This is a genomic window from Chitinophaga agrisoli, from assembly GCF_008386695.1.
Lineage (GTDB): Bacteria > Bacteroidota > Bacteroidia > Chitinophagales > Chitinophagaceae > Chitinophaga > Chitinophaga agrisoli.
Window position 1 is genome coordinate 1,857,150 of the sequence record NZ_VUOC01000004.1, and the last position, 21,229, is coordinate 1,878,378.

A 21,229-nucleotide genomic window follows, 5' to 3' on the forward strand; every position below is an offset into this window, starting at 1 on the left:
GCGCAGGAAAAACATCAATCATTAAAGTTTAGCTTTTAAATCTCAAAAAGCATCTGTTTTATGAAAAGAGCAAAATTAATGTTAGCGTCTCTGGCTGTTTTTGCCATTGTAGGTAGTGCAGTTGCTGCAACTGTAGCGAATGACAGGATCTATATTGATACCAATGGCGATGGTTTTGCCGATACATTCGTAACCGGCGTTAAGACTACCACATTTAGCGGCACTACTACCCTTGCCACTACCGCAGTTGGTCTGCCCGTTGTGCAGAAGTTCATTGTATTTACAGGTAATGAATAATCTGCCAGGTTTTGTTTAGTCACACGGAGGGGTAGTCTTTATGACTACCCCTCCCTTTTTGATACCTGTTGACCATGTTCCAGTTGCAGGCCTTTGTCTTTCCCCTTCATATAAGCCGGAATACCCCGGATCATCCATTGCGGCGCGGGAGCGGCCTTCAGATAGTGGTTAAAGAATTGCATTTGCCGGATGGAATAGTCCTTTGCCGCCGCGTCCTCCCCCACAATATGTCCTTCTCCATCATACTGCAGCATCCATACCTTTTTGCCCAGGCGCCTGAGTGCGGTAAAGAGCTCCACGCCCTGCGCAAAAGGAACGGCGCCATCCTCTTTATTGCCCAGCATGAGCAAGGGGGTGGTTACCTTATCCGCATGAAAAATAGCGGAATTTTCAATGTACAGGTCCGGGCGTTCCCAAAGCGTGGCCCCTATGCGGGTCTGGTTCATCTCATAAAAATGCTGGCGGCTTACCCCGCCATGACTGATGCTGCCATAGCTGCTCACCAGGTCAGATACGCCCGCGGCAGACATGGCCGCCGCAAAAAGGGATGTATGCGTGATGATATAATTGGTCTCATAAGCGCCCCAGCTATGCCCCTGTATGCCCATCCTGGCCGTATCTACCCATTCAAACCGGGATAAATACCTGGCCCCGGACACTACGGTATTATAAGCGCTTTTCATGGGCGCGCCTATCTTATAATGGATATCGGGCGCCAGTACCAGATAGCCATTGCTTACAAAATAAGGGATATTTAAAGGGCCATCAGCAGGCGCAGGCGTCAGGTAAGCATGCAGCCGGTCTGAGAAGCGTTCGTACATGTAAAAGATCAGCGGATATTTCTTATGTGGGTCAAAATCTTCCGGTTTATACAAAATACCCTCAGCTATATCTCCATCAGGGGTAGGCCATTGTACCAGCTCTGCCGTTAGCCAGTTATATTTTTTTTCCGGTTGCAGGTAACTCAGCTGGCGGAAGGTCTTAAAGTCCGTGGTAGCATAATAGTTGGGGTAATCTGTGGCGCTCATCCGCTGAAAGATATACAGGCCTGTTTTGGCCGCCTTTATAATGGGCATACGGCCAAGATCATAATAAGCAGGTTGCATATCCAGCAATTGCGGGTCCTGTTTTCCACCGGGTTTTATACGATAGAAACCGGCGTTCTTTTTTGTTCGGCCAAACGCCGCCAATGTGATCACCTGTTTGTACCCCACGATACTTTCGTCCCTTTCCTGCAGTAGTTGAAACACAATATTATGCTGGCGGCCATAACCATTGGTAATGTTCAGCGGTGATCGTTTGCCGGACAGGTCTATCTGCCAGATATCATACTGATCATAGATCAGCAGGCCAGGGGCGTCTTTCATCCACCCCGCCACCCCTACGGGCATATACAGGGAGTCCGGCATATCGTTTTGGTTATAGGTCGTCCAGATGACCGGGATGCCTGCTGTTAAATTGCGCGTGAGACCGGATGCCAGCTCATAGGAAAAGTAATTCCTTTCTTCCGGGTTATAGTACACTACGTATTTGTTATCCGGAGATAAGTGGGCAAGGCTTACTTCTTTGTCCGGCTGGCATAAACGCTTTCTGCTGCCATCTTTTGTATCAATTACATATAAGGCCGGTCTGGAAGCCGGGTTCCATTTCCTTTCCCTGAAAAAAAGATCGCCCTCCAGGTTCATGGCCGGAATGAAATCGTCATTATCTCCATCGCGCAGCAATGCCAGCAGGTAATCATTTTCCTGCGCTATCCTGGTGATGCGTCTATTTTTTATATCTGCCACCGCCAGAAAGGAATGGGGAGATTGTGCATTTGCCAGTTGCTGCGGCTGCAGCATGGCGTCATTATAACTCCAGACATTTACTTTTACTTCGTCTGTATCCGGATAAGGCTCCCTGTTTTCTTTTAGTTGGATGAACAACCGTTCGCCGTTCTTTGTGAATCTAAGGAAATCGTTATTGAATGTCATATTGTCTCCGGGGGCAGCATCTGCCAGGAGCAGCGGTTGCGCTGCTCCTGTTTTATAATACCATAACGACAGATCCTGCCGGCTTGAATCCGTTTGCGCCCAAAATGCCAGCTGCCTGCCATCCCGGTCAAAAATAGCCTTGCCAAGTTTGCGCCCTGTCCAGAACTTTGTATGCCGTCCTGTTACAAGATCCACCAGGCTTAACTGCCTGCCTGGCTTTACTGCGGTTTGTAACAGCAACTGCGCGCCATCATCGCTAAAATTACAGTTCAGTACGTCCGTAAACTCTTGGCGGACGCCGGAGGCCAGGTTGTGAAGGACCAGTTTATTGTCCTGCCCTTTTAACCGGTAACTGATAAAGGTCTTTGTTCCCCTTTTGGGCGCTTTCAAGGCAAACGCGCCCGGTATATAGGTTACAGCAAATGTTTGCAGGTGCAGTATACCTATTGTATCTGCCGCCTTCATAAAAACGGCCAGTTGATCTTCCTGCTGAAAAGCGGCAAGCGCCATGCCCTGTACGGGAATATTTATTTTCCTGTTACCTGCCACCGACTGTATGACCAGCGTATCATTCTTTTGCAGGTCTGTGCGCCGGATGCTGTATGCAACGAAGCTGCCATCATCCGTAACGATCAGCGAATGCAGCATGGGCCATGCATCATAAGCGCTGGCGTCTATTGGCGGCTTTTGTCCTAAACAGCAGAAGATCCTGATCGAGAGGAGCAACATGAGGGAAAATGATCGCATAAAACGGGGCGTTTTCTGACTAAGTAATTTACTGAAAAAAGCGCTCATTTTATTCCGCTCTGGATGTTTTACTACCGGCTGCAGTATCCGCCGGAGCGCGTAATATAAGGTTATTGATATCCCTTATCTGCTCAACGGGGATCTTACACACTTTCCTGTCATAAGTGATCAATCCGTTCTCTTCTATTTCCACATCAAAAGGCTGCGTATAGATGGCGGCGCTTAAACCTTCTGTTTCAAAAAGCTTGAGATGTTTTACGAGGAACTTGTATTTATCCGCAAACTGAGCGGCCTCACTTTCCGCATACCCCCAGTTTTTTGCAGTGTTCCACTGATGGCCTGGCGTAGGCACCCGTACGCCGCCCCATTCGCCCAATACCCTGGCTTTACCTGCCAGCGGCGGCGCAATATTGGGGCCCGGGTAATCATGGATATCGGTCATATCGCTATTTATCCATTTTTTGCTCAGGTCTGGCGGGGCGTTCCTGTCATAGTTCTCTCCACTATGGCCATTCACCAGCCGGGAGGGGTCCATTTTTTTCATCCAGGTGGTCAGTCTTTGCTGATCATAACGGAACCAGCCTTCGTTAAACAGCACCCAGCAAACGATAGAAGGGTAGTTATACAGCTGCTGTATATTTTCCTCATTCTCCTTTTCGAAACGCGCTTTTGCCTCATCGCTCAGGTTAGCGGCATAGGGCATATCCTGCCATACAAGCATACCCAGTTTATCGCACCAGTAGTACCAGCGGGCCGGTTCTATTTTGATATGTTTACGGATGGTGTTAAAACCCATATCCTTAATCGTTGCTATATCCCATTTCAGGGCCTTGTCTGTAGGAGCCGTGTATAGTCCGTCCGGCCAGAATCCCTGGTCCAGCACGCCCAGGTTAAAGGTATACTGACCATTGAGGAAGATGCGCTCCTGTCCGGTTCCGTCTTTTTTTATTTCGATCTTGCGCATGCCAAAATAACTCTGCACCTCATCTACCGGTTTGCCATCTTGCAGCAGCTGTACACGCAGATCGTACAGGAAAGGATCCGCGGGCGACCATAACCTGGCCTCTTTTACAGGCAGCAGTATCGCCGTTCCGGCGGCGCCTTTGGCGGTACTTACAATAGTACCGGCGCTGCTGGCAGTAAGGATCACTTCCGTACCGGCAGGCGCATCCACTATTACTTGCAGGGCCTCTTTATCGATATCCGGCGTTAGTTTGAGGTGGTTGACCGCTATGGCGGGCAGCTCTTCCATCCATACGGTCTGCCAGATGCCGCTGGACGGCGTATACATAATGCCCTGCGGATTTAATGTCTGCTTACCTTTAGGGCTGTTTCCCTTATCCGTGGGATCCAGCACCGCTACCACCAATCTGTTATCCCCTTTCTGCAATGCATCGGTTATATCAAAGGAGAATTGCTGGTATCCTCCCCGGTGGCTGCCAATGGTTTTGCCATTCAACATGACCATGGCATCGCAATCAACGGCCCCAAAATGTAAGTGGTATCTTTTGCCGGTCTTTTTCTGGCTTAATGCAATGTTCCTGCTATACCACAGTTTCTGATCCGGCAATAACAGTTTTTTTACGCCGGAGAGCGTGCTCTCCAGGGGAAAGGGCACCAGGATCTTACCATCCGGTTTTTTAAAGCTGCGGGCCGCGGAGTCAGTAATGGCGTAATCCCACATGCCGTTTAAATTGGTCCATTCGCTGCGCACCATCTGTGGCCGGGGATATTCCGCCCATACAGCTGCCGGCGTTACGTCCTTGCTCCAGGGGGTTTGTAATGTGTGCTGGTTTAATGCCGTTATGGCTACCGGCCAGGTAGGCTCCTTCTTTTCCATTTTTTCCAGCGCTTCCCGGATATCCGGTTCATCCGGCATAAGCGCTACGGCCTTCTCTTCTACTGCGACCGCCTCTTTTACATTTCCGGCTTTGTATAACAGGTTGGCGTAAGTATCCAGCCAGGTGGCTTTCTCCGGTTCGCCGGCAAGCAGTTCTTTTATCAGCGCAGCCGCCCGCAGCAGGTCTGCTTTATCCTCTCCCCGTTTGAAAACAATGTCGTACAGCATATTATTCACCAGCGATTTACCCAGCCCGGTGGTATCATATCCATACTTTTCCACTTTATCCAGGGAGTGTTTTATAAAGGCTGGCCATTCATCCCTGGCCTGGAACCAGTTTATCTTTTCGCTAAGCACCACCCGGTCTGCGGTGGCCTTGTCAAACTTGTCCTGTATGCCGGCATGTATACGCTGCCAGTCCGGGTTGGTTGTTATCACCTCCCCTTCCTTATACAATTGCGGATCGATCATTTCCCGGGCGATAATATTATCGGTACGGTCATTGGCATAACTTTTTGTATTCATCAACAGATCTACCTTATCCGCATAACGCCGGAATAATGAGAACCCGTTATCGCTGGCGCTGTTGATATTGTTTCCCATCAACTGGATCCGCTCTTTTGTCAGCTGTTCTTTTTCGGGCAGATGATATACATACCCATTTACGTATTCCCGGGTAATGGCAGCGGCTGTTTGCCTGTCATCCAATGCTCCGGCGATCTGGATCATCCGGGGCATTACATCGTATTGCCTGATACCTTTATTGAATTTACTGAGGAATCTATAATACTGCCGTGATGTATCCATTGCCTCCGTTGCCAGCAATAGAAAAGCCTCTTCGCTCATGGCGCCGGCGCCTGCATGTACCAGCCTGCCAGACGGATCAAAGAACAGGAAGGCGGGGAAGGTATTTATGTGATGATCGTTGCGGATGCTATTGGCTATACTGTACCGCCCTTTAACGGCCGCATCGTCAAACTGTGTAGTATCCACCTGTACCCTGGCTGCAATAAAATGGGCGTTTACCAGATCGCCTGCCTGTTGCCTGCCAAAGATGAGTTTATCCCTTAACCTGCTGGTAGCCGCTTTGTAGCAATCCAGGAAGATGAAGCGGTTTTCCGTACCGGCCTTTTCTTTTATGCCGTTCCAATCCAGCTCCTTTTCAAAATAAACGCCAGGCGTTCCCTGTGCTGCCAGTCTTTTTTGTGTAATGATCAGCGCTAGCAGCAAAATGATAACATATCTCATATTCCGGTTTTTTATAGGTTGTATTAATACCCTGCGTTCTGTATAAAGTTGGGGCCCCGTTGTAATTCACTGGCAGGGATAGGATATTGTTGCGCGGTGGATTTCCAGGCGCCTCCTTTTTGCGGGGTGATGGTATGCATGCGCGTATCCACCATACCGGTCCGTTTCAGATCCAACCAGCGGTGCCCCCATTCTGTAAATAGCTCCACCTGCCGCTCATGCAGGATGGCGGCCAGTAAGGCGTTCTTTTCCGGAGCGCCGTTATAACCGGGCAGGCCGGCACGGTGGCGGATCACATCCAGATCTGTGCCGGCGCCCTGGATATTATTTTGTTGCGCGCGGGCTTCCGCGCGGATCAGGTATTGTTCCGCCAGGCGGAGCACCATTACATATTCGAGTATGGTGGCGGCGGTAGTGGTGCTTAATTTGTATTTGTAAGGATAGTAGTAAGTGGCGGCGCCTATGTTCACGCTATCGATCCAGTTACCGCCAAACCGGCGCTGATCCCCCGCCTCAAAACTGTTTAACAGGTGGCTGCCCAGGTAAACGGGGAAAAGGCCATTGGGCCCTGTATCCGGCAGCATAAATAACCTGGCATCCTGCGTATTTTGTCCGGTGCGAACGGGTTGCAACTGCCAGATAGCCTCCCGGCTCTCCTTCAGGAAGGTATTGTTCAAAGGCATGATATCATAGAGGCCGGTATTACTGATCACCGCGGTAGCTTGCTTTTCCGCATTTACATAGTCTCCGGTGTAGAGGTACACACGCGCCAGCAATGCGGTAGCAGCCCATTTATTAGGCCGTACCCGCTCTTCGGACGAGGGGGGATAGGGCGTTATCGCATCGGCCATCACGTAAGTATCTGCCAATAATGATTGCGCCTCTTTCAGATCGGCAATGATCTGTTGATAGACCTTGTCCTTTGGCGTACGGGATAACAGGGCATTTACTGAATAATCCGTGCTTAATGCCAATGGCACATCTCCATACAGGTTAAGCAGGTAAAAGTAAAAGAAGGCGCGGAGGAACCTGGCCTCTCCTGACAACTGTTGTTTCACTGCCTGTGTAAGACCGGTAGCAGCAGACAATCCTTCTACGGCAGCATTTGTAGTAAAGACCAAAGGATAGATGATCTTCCAGAAATCTGTATTGCCGGTATTGATATTGGTCAATGCATTCCGGTAATAGGCAATATAGACCGGATCCGTAGACGCGCCATACAAGGAGAGCTCGTCTGCAGACAATGCAGGGAACAATGATAACGCAGTAATACCATCTGCCGTTATGCCTTTCTGGCTCATGGCCGTGTAAATACTGTTTAATACGGCTGCGGCGGTCGCATTATCGTTATATACATTCTCCCCGTTTATACTGGTCACCGGCGCATCTGCCTCTACAAGCTTAGTACAGGCGCTATGCAGCACGCACAGGCAAACCAGCAGTAACGCCCCCTTGATATAGCGGATATTTATTGCATTCATGATCTTCATTTTTCCTGTTGTTAAAACCCTATTTGTATACCGGATGTGAGCATCTTTAAAGGCGGCAGGCTGGCATTTCCTGTTTCAGGGTCCAATCCATAAAAGCTGGTGATGGTCAGGAGGTTTTGCGCCTGCAGGTACACCCTGCAGTTTTGCAGGCGCAGCTTTTGTTTCCATGACATAGGCAGCTGCCATGACAAGGAAAAATTCTTGAGCCGGATAAAGGAGGCATCTGCATAGGCCGCATCCGAATCAAGGATGTTAAAGAAAGCGCCTACAATGCTGGCATCTGCATTATAGCGCTGGTTAGGCGTTATATCGCCGGGCTTTTGCCAGCGCTCCAGTAGTGATGTTGGCTGGTTCACCTGCATGATACCCGGCAGGTTCCCATACCGGTAATGCTGCTTTTGCTGTTTTACGAACTGGAACAGGATATCCAGCTCAAATCCTTTATACTGTACCGTATTCTGAAAACCGCCGTACAGGGTAGGATCCGTGTTGATAAAAACGGTACGGTCATTTAAAAAATCAGGATTGGAGGTGGGGTTACCTTTTGCGTCTGCAAACTGGTATACGCCTGTTGCGGGATCTACTCCTGTAAAATGGTATGTTTTGGTAAGCCTGACCGGTTGTCCCGGCACCAATAAGCTGGCATATGTGGAGGTAGCCAGGTTGGGAAAGTCCACCAGTTGATTGCTGGGCACTGTGAGATTAATATTGGTGGTCCAGGTAAACAGCCTGGTCTTTACATTGACGGTATTGAGCGTAAGTTCCCAGTTGCGGTTCTGTACAATAGCGGGGAAATTCCTGTTCACGGTGAAAAACCCTGTCACTATCGGCAATCCGTACGCCAGTAGCTGATTATAAGAGCGGTTATTGATATAGGTGGCCGTTAGTAATAAGCGGTCTTTCAAAAAGCCCAGTTCTATCCCGCTCTGCCATTTACGCGTTTCTTCCCAGCCCAGGTAAGGATTGGGCAGGCCGGCCGGCTGCAGGGCCGTGGCGCCCTGGTAAGGCGTGCCAATACCAAAGGGAATGGTATACCTGTTCAGGAAGCGGTAATCGCCCACCTGGTCACTGCCGGTTGTACCGTAACTGGCTTTTATTTTTCCGAAACTGAGAATGGGCAGCAGTTTTTGAACGGCCGTTTCATTTGAGAAGATCCAGGCAGCGCCGGCCGCCCCAAAATTGTGGAACTGGTTGCTCCTGCCAAAGCGGCTGCTGCCATCCCTGCGGGCTGATAAGTTCATCAGGTATTTATCCTGCCAGTTATAGCTGATACGGCTAAATAGCGCATTGTATTTGTATTTTGTTGCGATGGTGGGGAATGGCGCCGTTATGCTGGTGGCTGCTTTTATATCTTCCAGCACCAGATCGCTGTTAAACCCGGTGGCTGATAAGCGCACGCCATTGCTCCTGGTTTGTTGTATGGTAGTGCCCAATAAGGCATCCAGTATGCCTTTGCCGATCTTATGTTTAAATGTAGCCTGGGGCTCGATAATGAATGTGTTGACAGAGTTATCACTGAACTGTGCTGCCCGTAAGGTATAAGGCCAGTTCTCCGGCGGTGTGGAGATCAGCGGTTGTGTGCCGGTCTCCTTTGCCTGCAGGCTGTTGTATCCCAGGCTGGTCTTTATTTCCACGGATGGCAGCAGCTGGTAGCCTATTGTTAGATTGCCTAATAAATTCTTTGTGTTGACCTTGTACTTGTTATACAGGTTGGCAATGGGATTACCCATCGCTATCCAGGTGGTGTTGCCGACGTTGGGCGCCCAGTTGATGCTGCCGTCCGGGTTATAGGGTTCCGGCGCATTGGGCGCCAGGGTAATAGCGGCTGTGGTAAAATCTGTGCCGGTGAGGTTATTATAATCCCCCAGGTAGTTACCGGAGAACTGCAGTTTTAGCTTTTCATCTGCCGAGGCATGATTGATATTAAAATGCACAGAACCTTTCTGATCTGAAAAGCTGCCGGGGAAAACAGTGGTTTCCCGGTGATAGCCTAAGCCGATCAGGAATTGTGTATGGTCGTTCCCCCCGGAAACTGATGCTTTTACATCTGTATAATGTGCCGTGCCGCCTATCAGCTGCTTTTGCCAATCGGTATTCCGGGTGGTATCCCATACCATGAGGTCAGGCGCGTATACAAATGGAAAGGCAGCTGCGGGGTCTACGGAAGGTTGTAACCCATCATTCTTCAACGCCTCCTTGCGCATGGCCACATATTGCCGGGTATCCATCAGCGGCAATTGATTGGTGACCCTGCCCCAGCCCTGCTGCATATTAAGATCGATCTTTGTTTTACCTGCCTTTCCTTTTTTGGTGGTAATGAGTATAGCACCGTTGGCAGCCCGTGAGCCATAGATGGCCGTAGCGTCTGCATCCTTTAATATATCAATACTTTCGATATCAGAAGGATTGATAAAACTAAGCGGGTTGCCATTGCCGGGGGCTACGCCGTCCACTACCATACCGCCGGATTCTCCTAACACACTGCCCCAGGTAGGCAATAGCTGGGAGGCATAGGGGATCCCATCGATCACATACAAGGGATCATTACCGGAGCTGATGCTATTTGTACCTTGTAAACGCACCGTTACACCACCGCCTGGCAGGCCGGTGCTTTGCGTGATAAATAAACCGGGCACCCTGCCCTGTAATGCCAGCAATGGGTTACTGACCGGCTGTTTTGCGATATCCTCCCCTTTTACGGAGCCCACATTGCCGATGAGCCGCCGTTTGGTAGTGGCGCCGTAAGCGATGATCACCGTCTCGTCCAGGTCATTCACCACTACATTCAATTGTGCCATGATATGGCGGCCTTTTACCGGCAGCTCCCGTGTTTCGTACCCCACGGAACGGATGATCAGCACATCGCTATTAGTAACCCTTGGTAAAATGAATTTGCCATCCACATCTGTAATAGCGCCATGCAGCGTGCCTTTTACCTGTATACTGGCGCCTACCAGCGGCGCGCCTACCGCATCCGTTACTTTGCCTGCAATGGTCAGGGTATTGGCGGCAGTATCGCCCCTGGAGTTGTTATCATTTTCTTTACCTGCGCTGGGGCTTATGGAGATATAGTTGCCATTATAGACCCATAGGAAACCCCGTTTATCCAGCAGGTAATGTAACACATCTTCCAGCTTAGTATTCCTGAAATCAACATCCACTTTCTGTTTATCATCCAGTGCGCGGTTGTTATATACGATCGCCATTTTTGTTTGCTGGTAAATGGCTTTAAATACGGCTGACAATGTAATATTGTTAGCAGTAAGCGTAAAGGCGGCGTCGCCCTGCTCCGCCTTTGCCTGTAATGAGAACAATAAGGTACAGGTCATCATTACAAGTACAGAAAGCGCACGGCAGTGGCTTTGCAGACTTATCCCGTTCATGGTACGGTTGGTTTAATTATACAAAACAGATGTTGGCTGAATTCCTATTTCACCCGTTGGGCAGGATGATACTTCCCTTAGTTTTCTTCAAAGCATTACAGGTATAATAAAGTTCCCCTCACAGCTAGCGGGCCTGCTACGTATACAAGACAGATTTTAAAATACGGCTGGACTATATGTGATAACAATTTCTTAATATTTTTTTAAAATGCGCTACATTTGGGTCGCTGCCCACGCAGCTGTCATGTGCAATAAAGACCAATATTTTGTAAGGGACATACCTGTAAACCTCCATTGCGCCCGCACTTAAGCAAAAGAACTAAAATCATCCGCAATGCCATCCGTTACCGATAGCGTATTGTTGCAACATCTAAAAGCCGGTGACAGCCAGGCATTTGAAACCTGTTTTAAGTTGTACCGGAAAGACCTGATGACGACCGCCCTGGCCATTCTGCAAAATGAGGCCGACGCCAAAGACCTGGTACAGGAATTCTTTATAGACTTCTGGGAAAAACAGCTGTATAAACATATTGACAGCTCGCTGAAAGGTTTCCTGATACTTGCTATTAAAAACCGCTGCATCAATCAACTCAGTAAAAATGATACCCGGCGCAGACGGCTGGAACAGCTTTTCCAGCAAACACAGGGAGCCGTATTGCCCGATAACCGGCTGGAACAGCAGGAACAGCAGCAGGCGCTGAGCAGCGCCCTGCAGCAGCTGCTGCCCGCACAAACCCTGAAGGTGGTGCAGCTGGCTTATCTCGACGGTAAGAACCGGAAAGAGATCGCTATAGCCACCGGCACCAGCCCCAATACCATCCGCAACCAGCTGGTAAGCGCACTGAAGCTGCTCCGTAAAAATTTTAAACGCCAGTAGTCCAGCCTGCCATTAAAAACTGTCTTGTTTATGAATCCACCAGATATGTCATCATATAAAGACCGGGAGATCCTATTTCAACGGATGATCGAAAAGCTCAGCGGTTCCATCAGCGAAGGGGACGAGCAGGCGCTTGATCGTCTCATCCAAACAGATGAGGCGGTGAAGCAGCTATGGCGCCATCTGCAGCAATCATTTCATACGGGGGATCTACAGGATAAAATGGCCAGGTTTGAAGATGATGATTATTGGAAACCAATGCCCGTTACGCACCCAGGCGGCCGTTCTCATAAGCGGGCTTTTATGCTAAAGGCAGCCGCTATACTGGCCGGGGTATCTGTTGGCGGTTACCTGCTGTTCCTCCTACTATCTACCCGGATTGGCAGGGTGTCTGCCCCGCCTGCCGCGGAAATACAGCTGCAGCTGGCAAACGGGCAAACCATCGGTCTTTCCCGGCAGGGGACTGTTAAGGCTAAGGGCGTGACGCTTTTCAGCACATCTGAAAGCCTGTCTTATGCCGGGAGCACGGATGCCGGCGGTATCAATACGCTTAAAGTGCCTTTTGGCCACGATTATAAGATCAGCTTATCAGACGGTACGGAGATATGGCTGAATGCCGCTACGCAGCTGCAGTTCCCTTTCCGTTTTACAGGCAGTACGCGCGAAATTACCCTGGACGGCGAAGCGTATCTGCAGGTGGCCGGCGATGCAACCCACCCTTTTATTGTACATACCCATAGCGGTACCATACGGGTGCTGGGCACGGCGTTTAACATTAATTCCTATGAAAAGGGAATGATAAGGGTGTCGCTGGTCAGCGGTGCGGTAAAAGTGCAGGCAGCCGGCAGGGAGGTGCAATTAAGCCCGGGCCAGGAAGCGGCTTGCCAGCCTGGCGCAGATAGGATCACGGTGCAACCGTTTGAAGCAGATCACCGGCTTAGCTGGCGGGAAGGCATCTATTATTTTGACAATGCGCCCATCCAGGAGCTCTCCGGTTTTTTTCAGCGATGGTATGGGCTGTCTGTTACCATAGACAATGCTGGCGTAGGAGCTGAGCGGTTCTCCGGCATCCTCAACCGCCGGCAGCCCGTTGAGGAGTTTATGAAGGCGTTAAAAGCGACCACTGAATTGGATTATTTTTTTGACAAAGACAGCGTGTTACATATTAAATAGGATTTTCCCCTCCCAGATATTCACAGATGTTAACTCCGGCAGCCGCTTTACAGCGGCTGCTTTTTTACCCCAAATGACAATCAAAATGTTCCTAAATGATAACAACATTTTGCGCATACTATCTTACATTCGGATATGCTCAAAAGAACCATTCCCTCCGTTGTTGCACTCCTGTTGGTAGTGCTGTTCTTGTATACCGGTATCAGTAAGCTGATGGAATACACCGTATTTAAAGAACAGATAAGCGAGTCGCCCATATTGGCGCCCATTGCTCCCTTTGTTGCCTGGGCATTGCCCCTCGCCGAATTCATTGTAGCCATTCTGTTATTCCTTCCGCAGTGGCGATTGTGGGGCCTATATGCCTCTTTTGTAATGATGCTGGCATTTACCGGTTATGTACTCGCCATCCTGAGCTTTAGCGAAGAGCTGCCTTGCAGCTGCGGTGGCGTGCTGCAGGAAATGAGCTGGCAACAACACCTGGTCTTTAACATCGTATTCACTATTTTAGCGTTGGTAGCCGCATTGATGGAAAGAAAGCGGCGCCGTGCGAAACATGATAACGATGATGCGGCCAATGCGGCGTTCCATCCGGGACATGCGTGATGGCATACCAGCACCTTAATGCCAGTTTTTAGACATCCGTTATGTCAATACGTTTATTACGTTGCGTTAACTGCTGGTTAATAGCCATACACGTCCAATAATTAATATTCCCTTCACACAGCCGCTAACCGCCTACAGTTGCGGGCCACAAGGCCCCTATCACGCCTATACGGTTGTCATGCTAAAAAAGTTTAGCCGTTTGGTTTTGGAAGGGATCATCTTTCTGACATATCTTTGCAGTGTCAATACGACAACATAGATTTCGTATTGTTGTAATCTTTATCAACCCCTATCTGGAATTCCACATCCAACCATTCATCCTACCGTGGCATCCAGGTACCGACCGTCTCCATAAAATACTTATGCCAATGCAGCAGCCTGCCCACTGCTGAATAGTTCCGCTGCTACGGTTTGCCTATGCAATGGAGTTACTTCAAATTGACCATCTCTTTAAACCATTACCAGGCAGGTATACCAACCATACTATGGCTGTTCCGCAGTTGCATATGACTGTGTATTCCTGGCATCTCTCAACCTAACCATTTTTAATTTTAAAACAACTAAAGCTATGAACCAGACCAAAGGGCCTGTATTCACGTCGCACTATCCTGCTCTCAAACGCCGCGCGAACAGCTCAAGCGCCGCGTCTATGATCTTATTATTATTTGTAGGATTGTTCTCCTGCAAACCGGCTAAACAACCATCGTCTGCCACAAGCAGAATGCATACCGCCATCGATTCTATCATGCCCCAACGGTTGAAGGTAGAACTGGTGCAGGCAAATGGCCATATACTATCCTTTTGGGGCAACGGCGATGTACAGGATACCACCCACATACCGGTAGGCATTAGCAGTCTGCTCCGGCCATACGGCGCTAATTACGACACCGCTTATAACATACTACGTGTGCCCAAGGGAGAAACTTATGCCGTTGCTTTATCTGACGGCACTTCCATTTATCTGGATGCCGGCACCTGTATAAAGTTCCCGCTTGTTTTTCATGGTTCTAAACGGGAGATCTTCCTTGTAGAAGGTCAGATCTATTGCAAGGTGACCACTGATCATGAGCACCCCTTTGTTGTACGTACCAGCAAAGACGAGGTAGTGGCGCCTGGTAATGCATTTAATGTAAGTCTTACCGGGGGCCAAAGCGTTATTTCTTCAATGGCGGCTATGTGCACCATTATCGACGACAAGGGCCGGCCCACCCGATTGTCACCCGGCCAGCAGGCAGTAAGACCGCCTGGCGGGAAACCCTTTGTGAAAACATCCTTTTCTCCTGTAAAGACCCTATCATGGCTGCGCGGCAGCCGGCTTTTTACAAACGCCACCCTGGCAGAGGTGTGTAGTACCATAGACAGGGTTTACAACCTCCCCGTAATAACAGATAGTCTTGATTTGCATAAAAAGGGCTTTAATGGTATCCTGGATAAATCTGTGCACCTGGACTCCGTATTGACCAATCTCTGTGATATAGGCGGCATGCGCTGGTACATAGACCAGGATCAGCAACTGCATTTCAGTAAAGGGGAAAACTAGCATTTCTCCTTCTGCATCACTATTTTGTGCTATCAATCAAAATTGTGAATGATGCAGAGACTCCTTACGGGCATATGCCTGATCATTGCCCCTATTATTGCCAGGGCTACCGATTACGACCTGCTATCGCCGGACAAGAAGATAGCCGTGAAAGTACAGGTGACCAATACCCTCCAGTGGTCTGTGGCCTATAATAACGAGGCCCTGCTGCTGCCCAGCACTATCCGTATGCAGCTGGGCGATGGCCAGGTACTGGGGCAATCCCCTGTGCTCAAAAAACAGCAGCGCAACACCGTTAACCAGGTGATAGACGCGGTAGTGCCGGTAAAGTATAAACACATAGCAGAGCAGTACAATGAGCTGCGCCTGAGCTTTAAAGGCAATTACAGCGTATGTTTCCGCGCTTATAACGATGGCGTGGCCTACCGTTTTGAAACGGCCCTGGGCAATAAGGAAGTGACCGTTACCAATGAGACCGTGCAGTACCAGCTGGCGGACGATGACCACAGCTGGTGGCCTATGGAAAGCCACCGCCCCTCCCCTACGTTCCAAAGCCATTATGAATATAAATTTGACGATACCAGCGTAGCGCGGATCTCTGATAAGCTGTATGCCGGCCTGCCGGTGTACCTGAGCACGCCCAAAGGCACTAAAATGCTGATCACCGAGGCTGACCTCTACGACTATCCCAACCAATTTGTATTTGGGACAAACGGGAATGCGCTGAACGGCCAGTTCCCGCCGGTGATATTGCGTGACTCGCTGGTGGGCGACCGCGGCGCAAAGATCCTCGAGAATGCGCCCTATATCGCCAAAACCAAAGGTACCCGCAGCTATCCCTGGCGCACGATCGTGATCAGTCCGGATGATAAGGGCCTGCTGGAAACGGAACTGGTGTACAAACTGTCTACCCCCAACGTGCTGCCTAATACCGCCTGGATAAAACCCGGTAAGGTATCCTGGGACTGGTGGAATGCCAACAATGTCTACAATGTGGATTTCCGGGCGGGTATTAACACCACTACCTATAAATACTATATTGACTTTGCTGCACAATACGGCCTGGAGTATATTATCCTGGATGAAGGCTGGACCCGCACTACGCTTGACATCCTGCACAGCACCCCGCAGGTAGATATGCCGGAACTGGCCCGTTATGCCAAAAGTAAAAACGTAGGCATTATCCTGTGGGTACTGTGGAACGCACTGGACGCCCATATGGACGAAGCCCTGGACCTGTACGCCTCCTGGGGCGTAAAAGGCATTAAGGTGGACTTTATGCAGCGCGGCGAGCAATATATGGTGAACTTCTATGAACGTACAGCCGCCGCCTGCGCCAAACGCGAGCTGCTGGTAGATTTTCATGGAGCTTATAAACCGGTAGGCCTTAACCGAAAATATCCCAACGTGATCTCCTACGAAGGCGTTAAAGGGCTGGAAAACAGCAAAGGCGGGCGCGAAGTAACGCCGGGCCATGACGTGACCATCCCCTTTATCCGTATGGCGGCAGGCCCCATGGACTATACGCCGGGTGCTATGCTGAATGCCAATAAACATAATTTCCGGCCCGTATTCTCTGAGCCTATGAGCCAGGGTACGCGTTGTCACCAGGCGGCTATGTATGTGGTATATGAAAGCCCGTTGCAGATGTTGTGCGATAATCCCTCCAATTATCTGAAAGAGCCGGATTATACGAAGTTCATCTCCCGCGTGCCTACCACCTGGGATACGACCGTAGCCCTGCAGGGTAAGGCCGGGGAGTATGTAGCCATCGCCCGTAAAAAAGGCGCTACCTGGTATATAGGCGCCATGACCAATTGGGATGCGCGGCATCTGGACCTGGACCTGCGTTTCCTGGACGGACAACATTATAAAATGGAGATAGTACAGGATGGCATTAATGCAGACGAACATGCGGCAGATTACCGTTTTGAACAGAAAGCCGTTACGCCGGCAGATCATGTAAGTGTGCAGATGAGCCAGGGCGGCGGATGGATGGCGATATTGACGCCGGAGCAATAATAAACCTTACAACAATAAACGCCCGTAGCATAAGTATCCGCTTACGCTGCGGGCGTTGTCATTACGCCCCTTTTACACTAAAAGCTTATATTAGGTACCACAATACCACCAACTATGCAAAAATACCTGTTCTATTCCCTGGCGATGGCGGGCCTGATAAGCGCCTGCAATACCGGGCAAAAGGAGCCCGGCGGTCAGGGCGCGGCCGCAGACACTACACAGAGCGCCGCTTTCCGCGCTTATGAAGATCATTTTATAGACGCATTATGGAAAACTTACCCGGGCTGGGCCACGGAAATGGGCTATCATGCCTATGACAGCGTGCTGCTGATCCCCGATGCAGCCGGGCAACAGGCAGAACTGGCCTTTATCAAACAACAGGAAGACTCTTTGCAGCAGTATGATACCAGCAAACTGGCGCCTGCCCTGCAGATCGATTATCACTTGATCAAAGACCGGCTGGCAGGCTCCAAATGGGATCTTGAACAGCAAAAGGCGGGCGAATGGGACCCCTCCGGATATAATGTGAGTAATACCTTTGCGTTTATCCTTAATGAGTCCTATGCGCCGCTGGATACCCGCCTGCGCAGCTTTTACAGCCGCCTGGCCAATGTGCCGGCCTATTATGCGGCCGCCAGACAACGCATCAAGGACCCCGTGCCGGAACTTACCGGGCTGGCGCAGGACCAGAACCTGGGCGGCCTGTCCATCTTTGAAAAAGACCTGGCAGATTCCGTAAAACAAAGCAGCCTTAGCGCGGAGGAGAAACAGCAATTGCTGGCCCGCGCGCAGACCGCGGCCAAGGCTATTAAGGATTATGCCGCCTGGTTAAAGACACTGAAAGTGGAGCACCCGCGCAGCTTCCGCCTGGGCAGCGGCCTGTATGAGCAGAAGTTCAGGTATAACATACAATCCGCCTATACGGCCGCACAGATCTATGATTCCGCAGTGGCCCGCAAAACATGGGTACATGGGGAGATGGCCCGCATCAGCCGGCAGCTGTGGCCCAAATATTTTGGCAATAAACCTATGCCGGCAGACTCCCTGGCTATGATCAAACAAATGATCGATACCCTGTCTGTACAGCATGTAAAACCAGCGGAGTTCCAGCAGGCTATTGAGGCGCAGCTCCCTACGCTGACGGCTTTTATTAAAGAGAAAGACCTGCTGTACCTGGATCCGTCCAAACCACTGGTAGTGCGTAAAGAGCCGGGTTATATGGCGGGCGTGGCCGGCGCCTCTGTGAGCGCGCCCGGTCCCTATGATAAAGGCGGCAATACCTATTATAATGTGGGCAGCCTGCAGGGATGGGCGCCTGCCCGTGCAGAAAGCTTCCTGCGTGAATACAATCATTATATTCTGCAGATCCTGAATATACATGAAGCGATCCCCGGGCACTACACGCAGCTGGTATACGCCAACCAATCCCCCAGCCTGATCAAATCCCTGTTGTCTAATGGCGCTATGATCGAAGGATGGGCCGTATACACGGAGCAGATGATGCTGGAGAACGGTTATGGCAATAATGAGCCGGAAATGTGGCTGATGTGGTATAAATGGAACCTGCGCACGGTGTGTAATACCATACTGGATTACAGCGTGCATGTGAAGGATATGTCTAAGGAAGATGCGCTGCACCTGTTAACCCAGGAAGCTTTTCAGCAACAGGCAGAGGCAGAAGGCAAATGGAAACGCGTAAGCGTGACCAGCGTACAGCTGACCAGCTACTACACCGGTTATAAAGAGATCATAGACCTGCGGAAGGCTTACCAGGCAAAACTGGGCAACCAGTTTAACCTGAAGGCGTTTAATGAGAAATTCCTGAGTTATGGCAATGCGCCGGTGAAATATATCCGTCAGCTGATGCTGTCTGAGTAACTAACTGATAGCGTTTGCGTAATAAATAAAAAGGTCCCGGAAGCGCTCGCTTCCGGGACCTTTTATTTATGTGCTGGCCTTTTATTTGCAGTAGTAATAAAAAACAAGGCGTATGAACAGGTATTCGTTAAGACCACTATTGCTACTGGCCTTTCTGATCATAGCCAGCTGTGTAACCCCGCGGCATCCACCCAGACCGCCAAAACCGCCCAGGCCGCCACATCCGGCCATGATAACGCCGCCGCCCGCTACTTTTTGGGTGTAGGCGCTGTTTTAGGCCTTGTGGTCTGCTGTAGCCAGTGGATCACCTGGTTTAATTTTACCGGATCGTTCATATACGGTTCCAGGTCGAACACGGCTACTTTTCTGAAATCAGTCGGCGCGCTTTCGCCCTGCAGGGCAATGTAACCTTCTTTCAGAAGCTGGCCATCCTTTTTCACGGCCGGATCGTAGTGGATCACGGAGCCGCCACCTATCTGCGGTTTCGTATAGGTGAGCACGGTATCGCCCATTACGATGTGTTTGATCACGGAGTCCCGCAACACCAGCGCGGATACGGTTACCCATTGGTCGCCGTGATAGGTGTCAGAGGTGGAAGTGATACAATGATCTGTGATCAGCTTTCCATTCATTACCACATTAGTGCCCGGCGTACAAAGGTTACCGGTAGTACGCGGGTCTTTGCCATTGCCGCCCAGCAGCTGTACCTCCAGGGATATGGGGAAGTCCTGGTCTTTTTGCATGCTGGCGGCAGATTGTGAATGGATCATACCACCGTTGTTGCGTATAGCCCATCCCGGACCGCCTGGCACCTGTTTTTCTACAAAACGGTATTCCATTACCAGCAGGTAGGCGCTGAATTTTTTCTTATAGAAGATATGCCCGTATTGTTCGTCAAAATTGGTGTACTGATCATACCGCACCTTTAACAGGCCGTTCTCTACACGGAAAGTGTTGTTATAGTTCTCATCCAGTTCATGTTTGGCGATCTTGATGTTCCAGTCTTTCAGGTCTTTGCCGTTAAAGAGCTGGATCCATTTACCGGGCGCCTTTTGGGCGATAGCAGGCAGGCAACATAGGAACAGTGCGCAGGTGATGATCAGTTTATTCATAAGTTACTAATTATTAATTAAAGCATACGTGAATGCCTGTTAGCGGCGGAACGTATCATGCATGAAGAGGTAAAATACGGATTCCGTTTACTAAAAGCAATGTTTCTGGTGATGAATGGAAGCGCCGGTGTATGCCGGTGCATAGGACATATTTATCAGCAGCGCGGGACAGGAGCTTGCCAGTTACACTAACGGTGGCCGCTGGCCTTTCGTTGCTGCTGCTGCTGTTGCTGTTGTTGTTGCTGTTGCTGTTGTTGCTGCTGCTGTTGTTCTTCTTCCTCTTGTTGGCCTTCCGTTTGTTCCTGCGCGTTGATCAGCTGCAGCGTATGCGCTACCGCGTTAAGATCGTTCCATTGCTGATGACCGGGTATGATATACGCGGGATGCGGGAAACGCCGTACCATCTTTTTGATGGAAGCGGGCCATTGCCGCAGGTCGCCATCGCCTATGAAGCCTATATCTGTAGCTGCTGCGCTTTTGATGAAACAGCCCGCAAACAGTACTTTACCTGCGGGGAACCATACCAGGATATTATCCACCGTATGGCCCGGACCGGGATAATAACAAGTGAGCTTTACACCATCTACGGTAAAACTGGTATCATTGGGCAGTATCCCCTCCGGGGCGGCATGGCCTGCTTTGGCAGCCAAAGAGGCTGTTAAGGGCGTACTGACCGTGCGGATATGCTGCGCCTGGAACAGCGCGGTGCCGCCTACACGGTCCGCATGCCAATGGGATACGATACAGAGCAGTACGGGCTTTTTTAACCGGGTGGCTATTAACTGCAATACCTGCCGGGCGGTAGTGGTATCCCAGCCATTGTCTACCAGGATAACGCCATGCGGCGTTTCGGCAATCAATCCGTGGGCCCCAATGCCTCCCGCCTGGTCAGGCGTGGCGGTTGTATGCAGGTAAAAATGTTCGCACACCGGTGTAATGGTGGCGGTAGGCCCTTTTTCCTGGGCAAATGATGAGCTGATAAATAAATACAGTAGGGCTACAGTAAAAGCGGGATTTTTCATAGCGGTAAAAATAAATTACCACCA

At 50.2% G+C, this 21,229-nt stretch carries 13 protein-coding genes; 7 read left to right on the forward strand and 6 right to left on the reverse strand.

Annotated features, from left to right (window positions below; genetic code table 11):
• The first annotated feature begins 60 nt into the window (after positions 1-60).
• Complete coding sequence (locus F0L74_RS26515) at positions 61-297, forward strand: hypothetical protein (RefSeq protein ID WP_149840926.1); 237 nt, start codon at positions 61-63, stop codon at positions 295-297.
• Between the two features lie 44 nt (positions 298-341).
• Here the strand turns inward: F0L74_RS26515 and F0L74_RS26520 are convergent, their stop codons facing one another.
• Genes F0L74_RS26520 through F0L74_RS26535 form a run of 4 tightly spaced genes read right to left on the reverse strand, consistent with a single transcriptional unit; the run spans position 342 to position 10,978 of the window.
• On the reverse strand, positions 342-3,017 hold the full coding sequence (locus F0L74_RS26520) for an alpha/beta hydrolase family protein (protein WP_188316175.1): 2,676 nt from the start codon (positions 3,015-3,017) through the stop codon (positions 342-344).
• 49 nt (positions 3,018-3,066) lie between these two features.
• A complete protein-coding gene (locus F0L74_RS33935; RefSeq protein ID WP_246197820.1) occupies positions 3,067-6,105 on the reverse strand; it encodes a glycoside hydrolase family 2 TIM barrel-domain containing protein in 3,039 nt (1,012 codons plus the stop codon).
• A 23-nt stretch (positions 6,106-6,128) separates the two neighbouring features.
• Positions 6,129-7,586: a RagB/SusD family nutrient uptake outer membrane protein gene (locus tag F0L74_RS26530; protein WP_188316176.1), complete on the reverse strand. Its 1,458-nt coding sequence runs from the start codon at positions 7,584-7,586 to the stop codon at positions 6,129-6,131.
• Positions 7,587-7,606: 20 nt separating this feature from the next.
• A complete protein-coding gene (locus F0L74_RS26535; RefSeq protein WP_149840929.1) occupies positions 7,607-10,978 on the reverse strand; it encodes a SusC/RagA family TonB-linked outer membrane protein in 3,372 nt (1,123 codons plus the stop codon).
• A 334-nt stretch (positions 10,979-11,312) separates the two neighbouring features.
• On the opposite strand from F0L74_RS26535, the gene F0L74_RS26540 reads away from it, so the two are divergent.
• The 6 genes from F0L74_RS26540 (at position 11,313) to F0L74_RS26565 (ending at position 19,071) form a co-directional block, all read left to right on the forward strand.
• Positions 11,313-11,855 (forward strand): RNA polymerase sigma factor, encoded by a 543-nt coding sequence (locus tag F0L74_RS26540; RefSeq protein WP_149840930.1) that lies wholly within the window; start codon positions 11,313-11,315, stop codon positions 11,853-11,855.
• A gap of 30 nt (positions 11,856-11,885) precedes the next feature.
• Positions 11,886-13,028 (forward strand): FecR family protein, encoded by a 1,143-nt coding sequence (locus tag F0L74_RS26545; RefSeq protein ID WP_149840931.1) that lies wholly within the window; start codon positions 11,886-11,888, stop codon positions 13,026-13,028.
• A gap of 135 nt (positions 13,029-13,163) precedes the next feature.
• A complete protein-coding gene (locus F0L74_RS26550) occupies positions 13,164-13,631 on the forward strand; it encodes a MauE/DoxX family redox-associated membrane protein (RefSeq protein WP_149840932.1) in 468 nt (155 codons plus the stop codon).
• 568 nt (positions 13,632-14,199) lie between these two features.
• A complete protein-coding gene (locus F0L74_RS26555; RefSeq protein ID WP_149840933.1) occupies positions 14,200-15,171 on the forward strand; it encodes a FecR family protein in 972 nt (323 codons plus the stop codon).
• A 48-nt stretch (positions 15,172-15,219) separates the two neighbouring features.
• Positions 15,220-17,193, forward strand: coding sequence for a glycoside hydrolase family 97 protein (locus F0L74_RS26560; RefSeq protein WP_213087085.1), 1,974 nt, complete (start codon positions 15,220-15,222; stop codon positions 17,191-17,193).
• A 114-nt stretch (positions 17,194-17,307) separates the two neighbouring features.
• The gene (locus F0L74_RS26565) at positions 17,308-19,071 is read left to right on the forward strand and encodes a DUF885 domain-containing protein (RefSeq protein WP_149840934.1); all 1,764 of its coding nucleotides are present in this window, start codon (positions 17,308-17,310) and stop codon (positions 19,069-19,071) included.
• 248 nt (positions 19,072-19,319) lie between these two features.
• On the opposite strand, the gene F0L74_RS26570 is transcribed toward F0L74_RS26565, so the two are convergent.
• Both F0L74_RS26570 and bla read right to left on the reverse strand, forming a co-directional pair.
• The gene (locus tag F0L74_RS26570; protein WP_149840935.1) at positions 19,320-20,183 is read right to left on the reverse strand and encodes a 3-keto-disaccharide hydrolase; all 864 of its coding nucleotides are present in this window, start codon (positions 20,181-20,183) and stop codon (positions 19,320-19,322) included.
• Between the two features lie 188 nt (positions 20,184-20,371).
• Positions 20,372-21,205 carry a subclass B1 metallo-beta-lactamase gene (gene bla, locus F0L74_RS26575; RefSeq protein WP_149840936.1) on the reverse strand — a complete coding sequence of 278 codons (834 nt, stop codon included), beginning with the start codon at positions 21,203-21,205 and terminating at the stop codon, positions 20,372-20,374.
• Positions 21,206-21,229: the final 24 nt, after the last annotated feature.

Excerpts from the sequence above, each read along its gene's own strand:
- F0L74_RS26535 (WP_149840929.1), bottom strand. The coding sequence starts at position 10,978 with ATGAACGGGATAAGTCTGCAAAGCCACTGCCGTGCGCTTTCTGTACTT.
- F0L74_RS26555 (WP_149840933.1), top strand. The coding sequence starts at position 14,200 with ATGAACCAGACCAAAGGGCCTGTATTCACGTCGCACTATCCTGCTCTC.
- F0L74_RS26515 (WP_149840926.1), top strand. The coding sequence starts at position 61 with ATGAAAAGAGCAAAATTAATGTTAGCGTCTCTGGCTGTTTTTGCCATT.
- F0L74_RS26545 (WP_149840931.1), top strand. The coding sequence starts at position 11,886 with ATGAATCCACCAGATATGTCATCATATAAAGACCGGGAGATCCTATTT.
- F0L74_RS33935 (WP_246197820.1), bottom strand. The coding sequence starts at position 6,105 with ATGAGATATGTTATCATTTTGCTGCTAGCGCTGATCATTACACAAAAA.
- F0L74_RS26560 (WP_213087085.1), top strand. The coding sequence starts at position 15,220 with ATGATGCAGAGACTCCTTACGGGCATATGCCTGATCATTGCCCCTATT.
- F0L74_RS26570 (WP_149840935.1), bottom strand. The coding sequence starts at position 20,183 with ATGAATAAACTGATCATCACCTGCGCACTGTTCCTATGTTGCCTGCCT.
- F0L74_RS26550 (WP_149840932.1), top strand. The coding sequence starts at position 13,164 with ATGCTCAAAAGAACCATTCCCTCCGTTGTTGCACTCCTGTTGGTAGTG.
- F0L74_RS26565 (WP_149840934.1), top strand. The coding sequence starts at position 17,308 with ATGCAAAAATACCTGTTCTATTCCCTGGCGATGGCGGGCCTGATAAGC.
- F0L74_RS26530 (WP_188316176.1), bottom strand. The coding sequence starts at position 7,586 with ATGAATGCAATAAATATCCGCTATATCAAGGGGGCGTTACTGCTGGTT.
- F0L74_RS26520 (WP_188316175.1), bottom strand. The coding sequence starts at position 3,017 with ATGCGATCATTTTCCCTCATGTTGCTCCTCTCGATCAGGATCTTCTGC.
- bla (WP_149840936.1), bottom strand. The coding sequence starts at position 21,205 with ATGAAAAATCCCGCTTTTACTGTAGCCCTACTGTATTTATTTATCAGC.
- F0L74_RS26540 (WP_149840930.1), top strand. The coding sequence starts at position 11,313 with ATGCCATCCGTTACCGATAGCGTATTGTTGCAACATCTAAAAGCCGGT.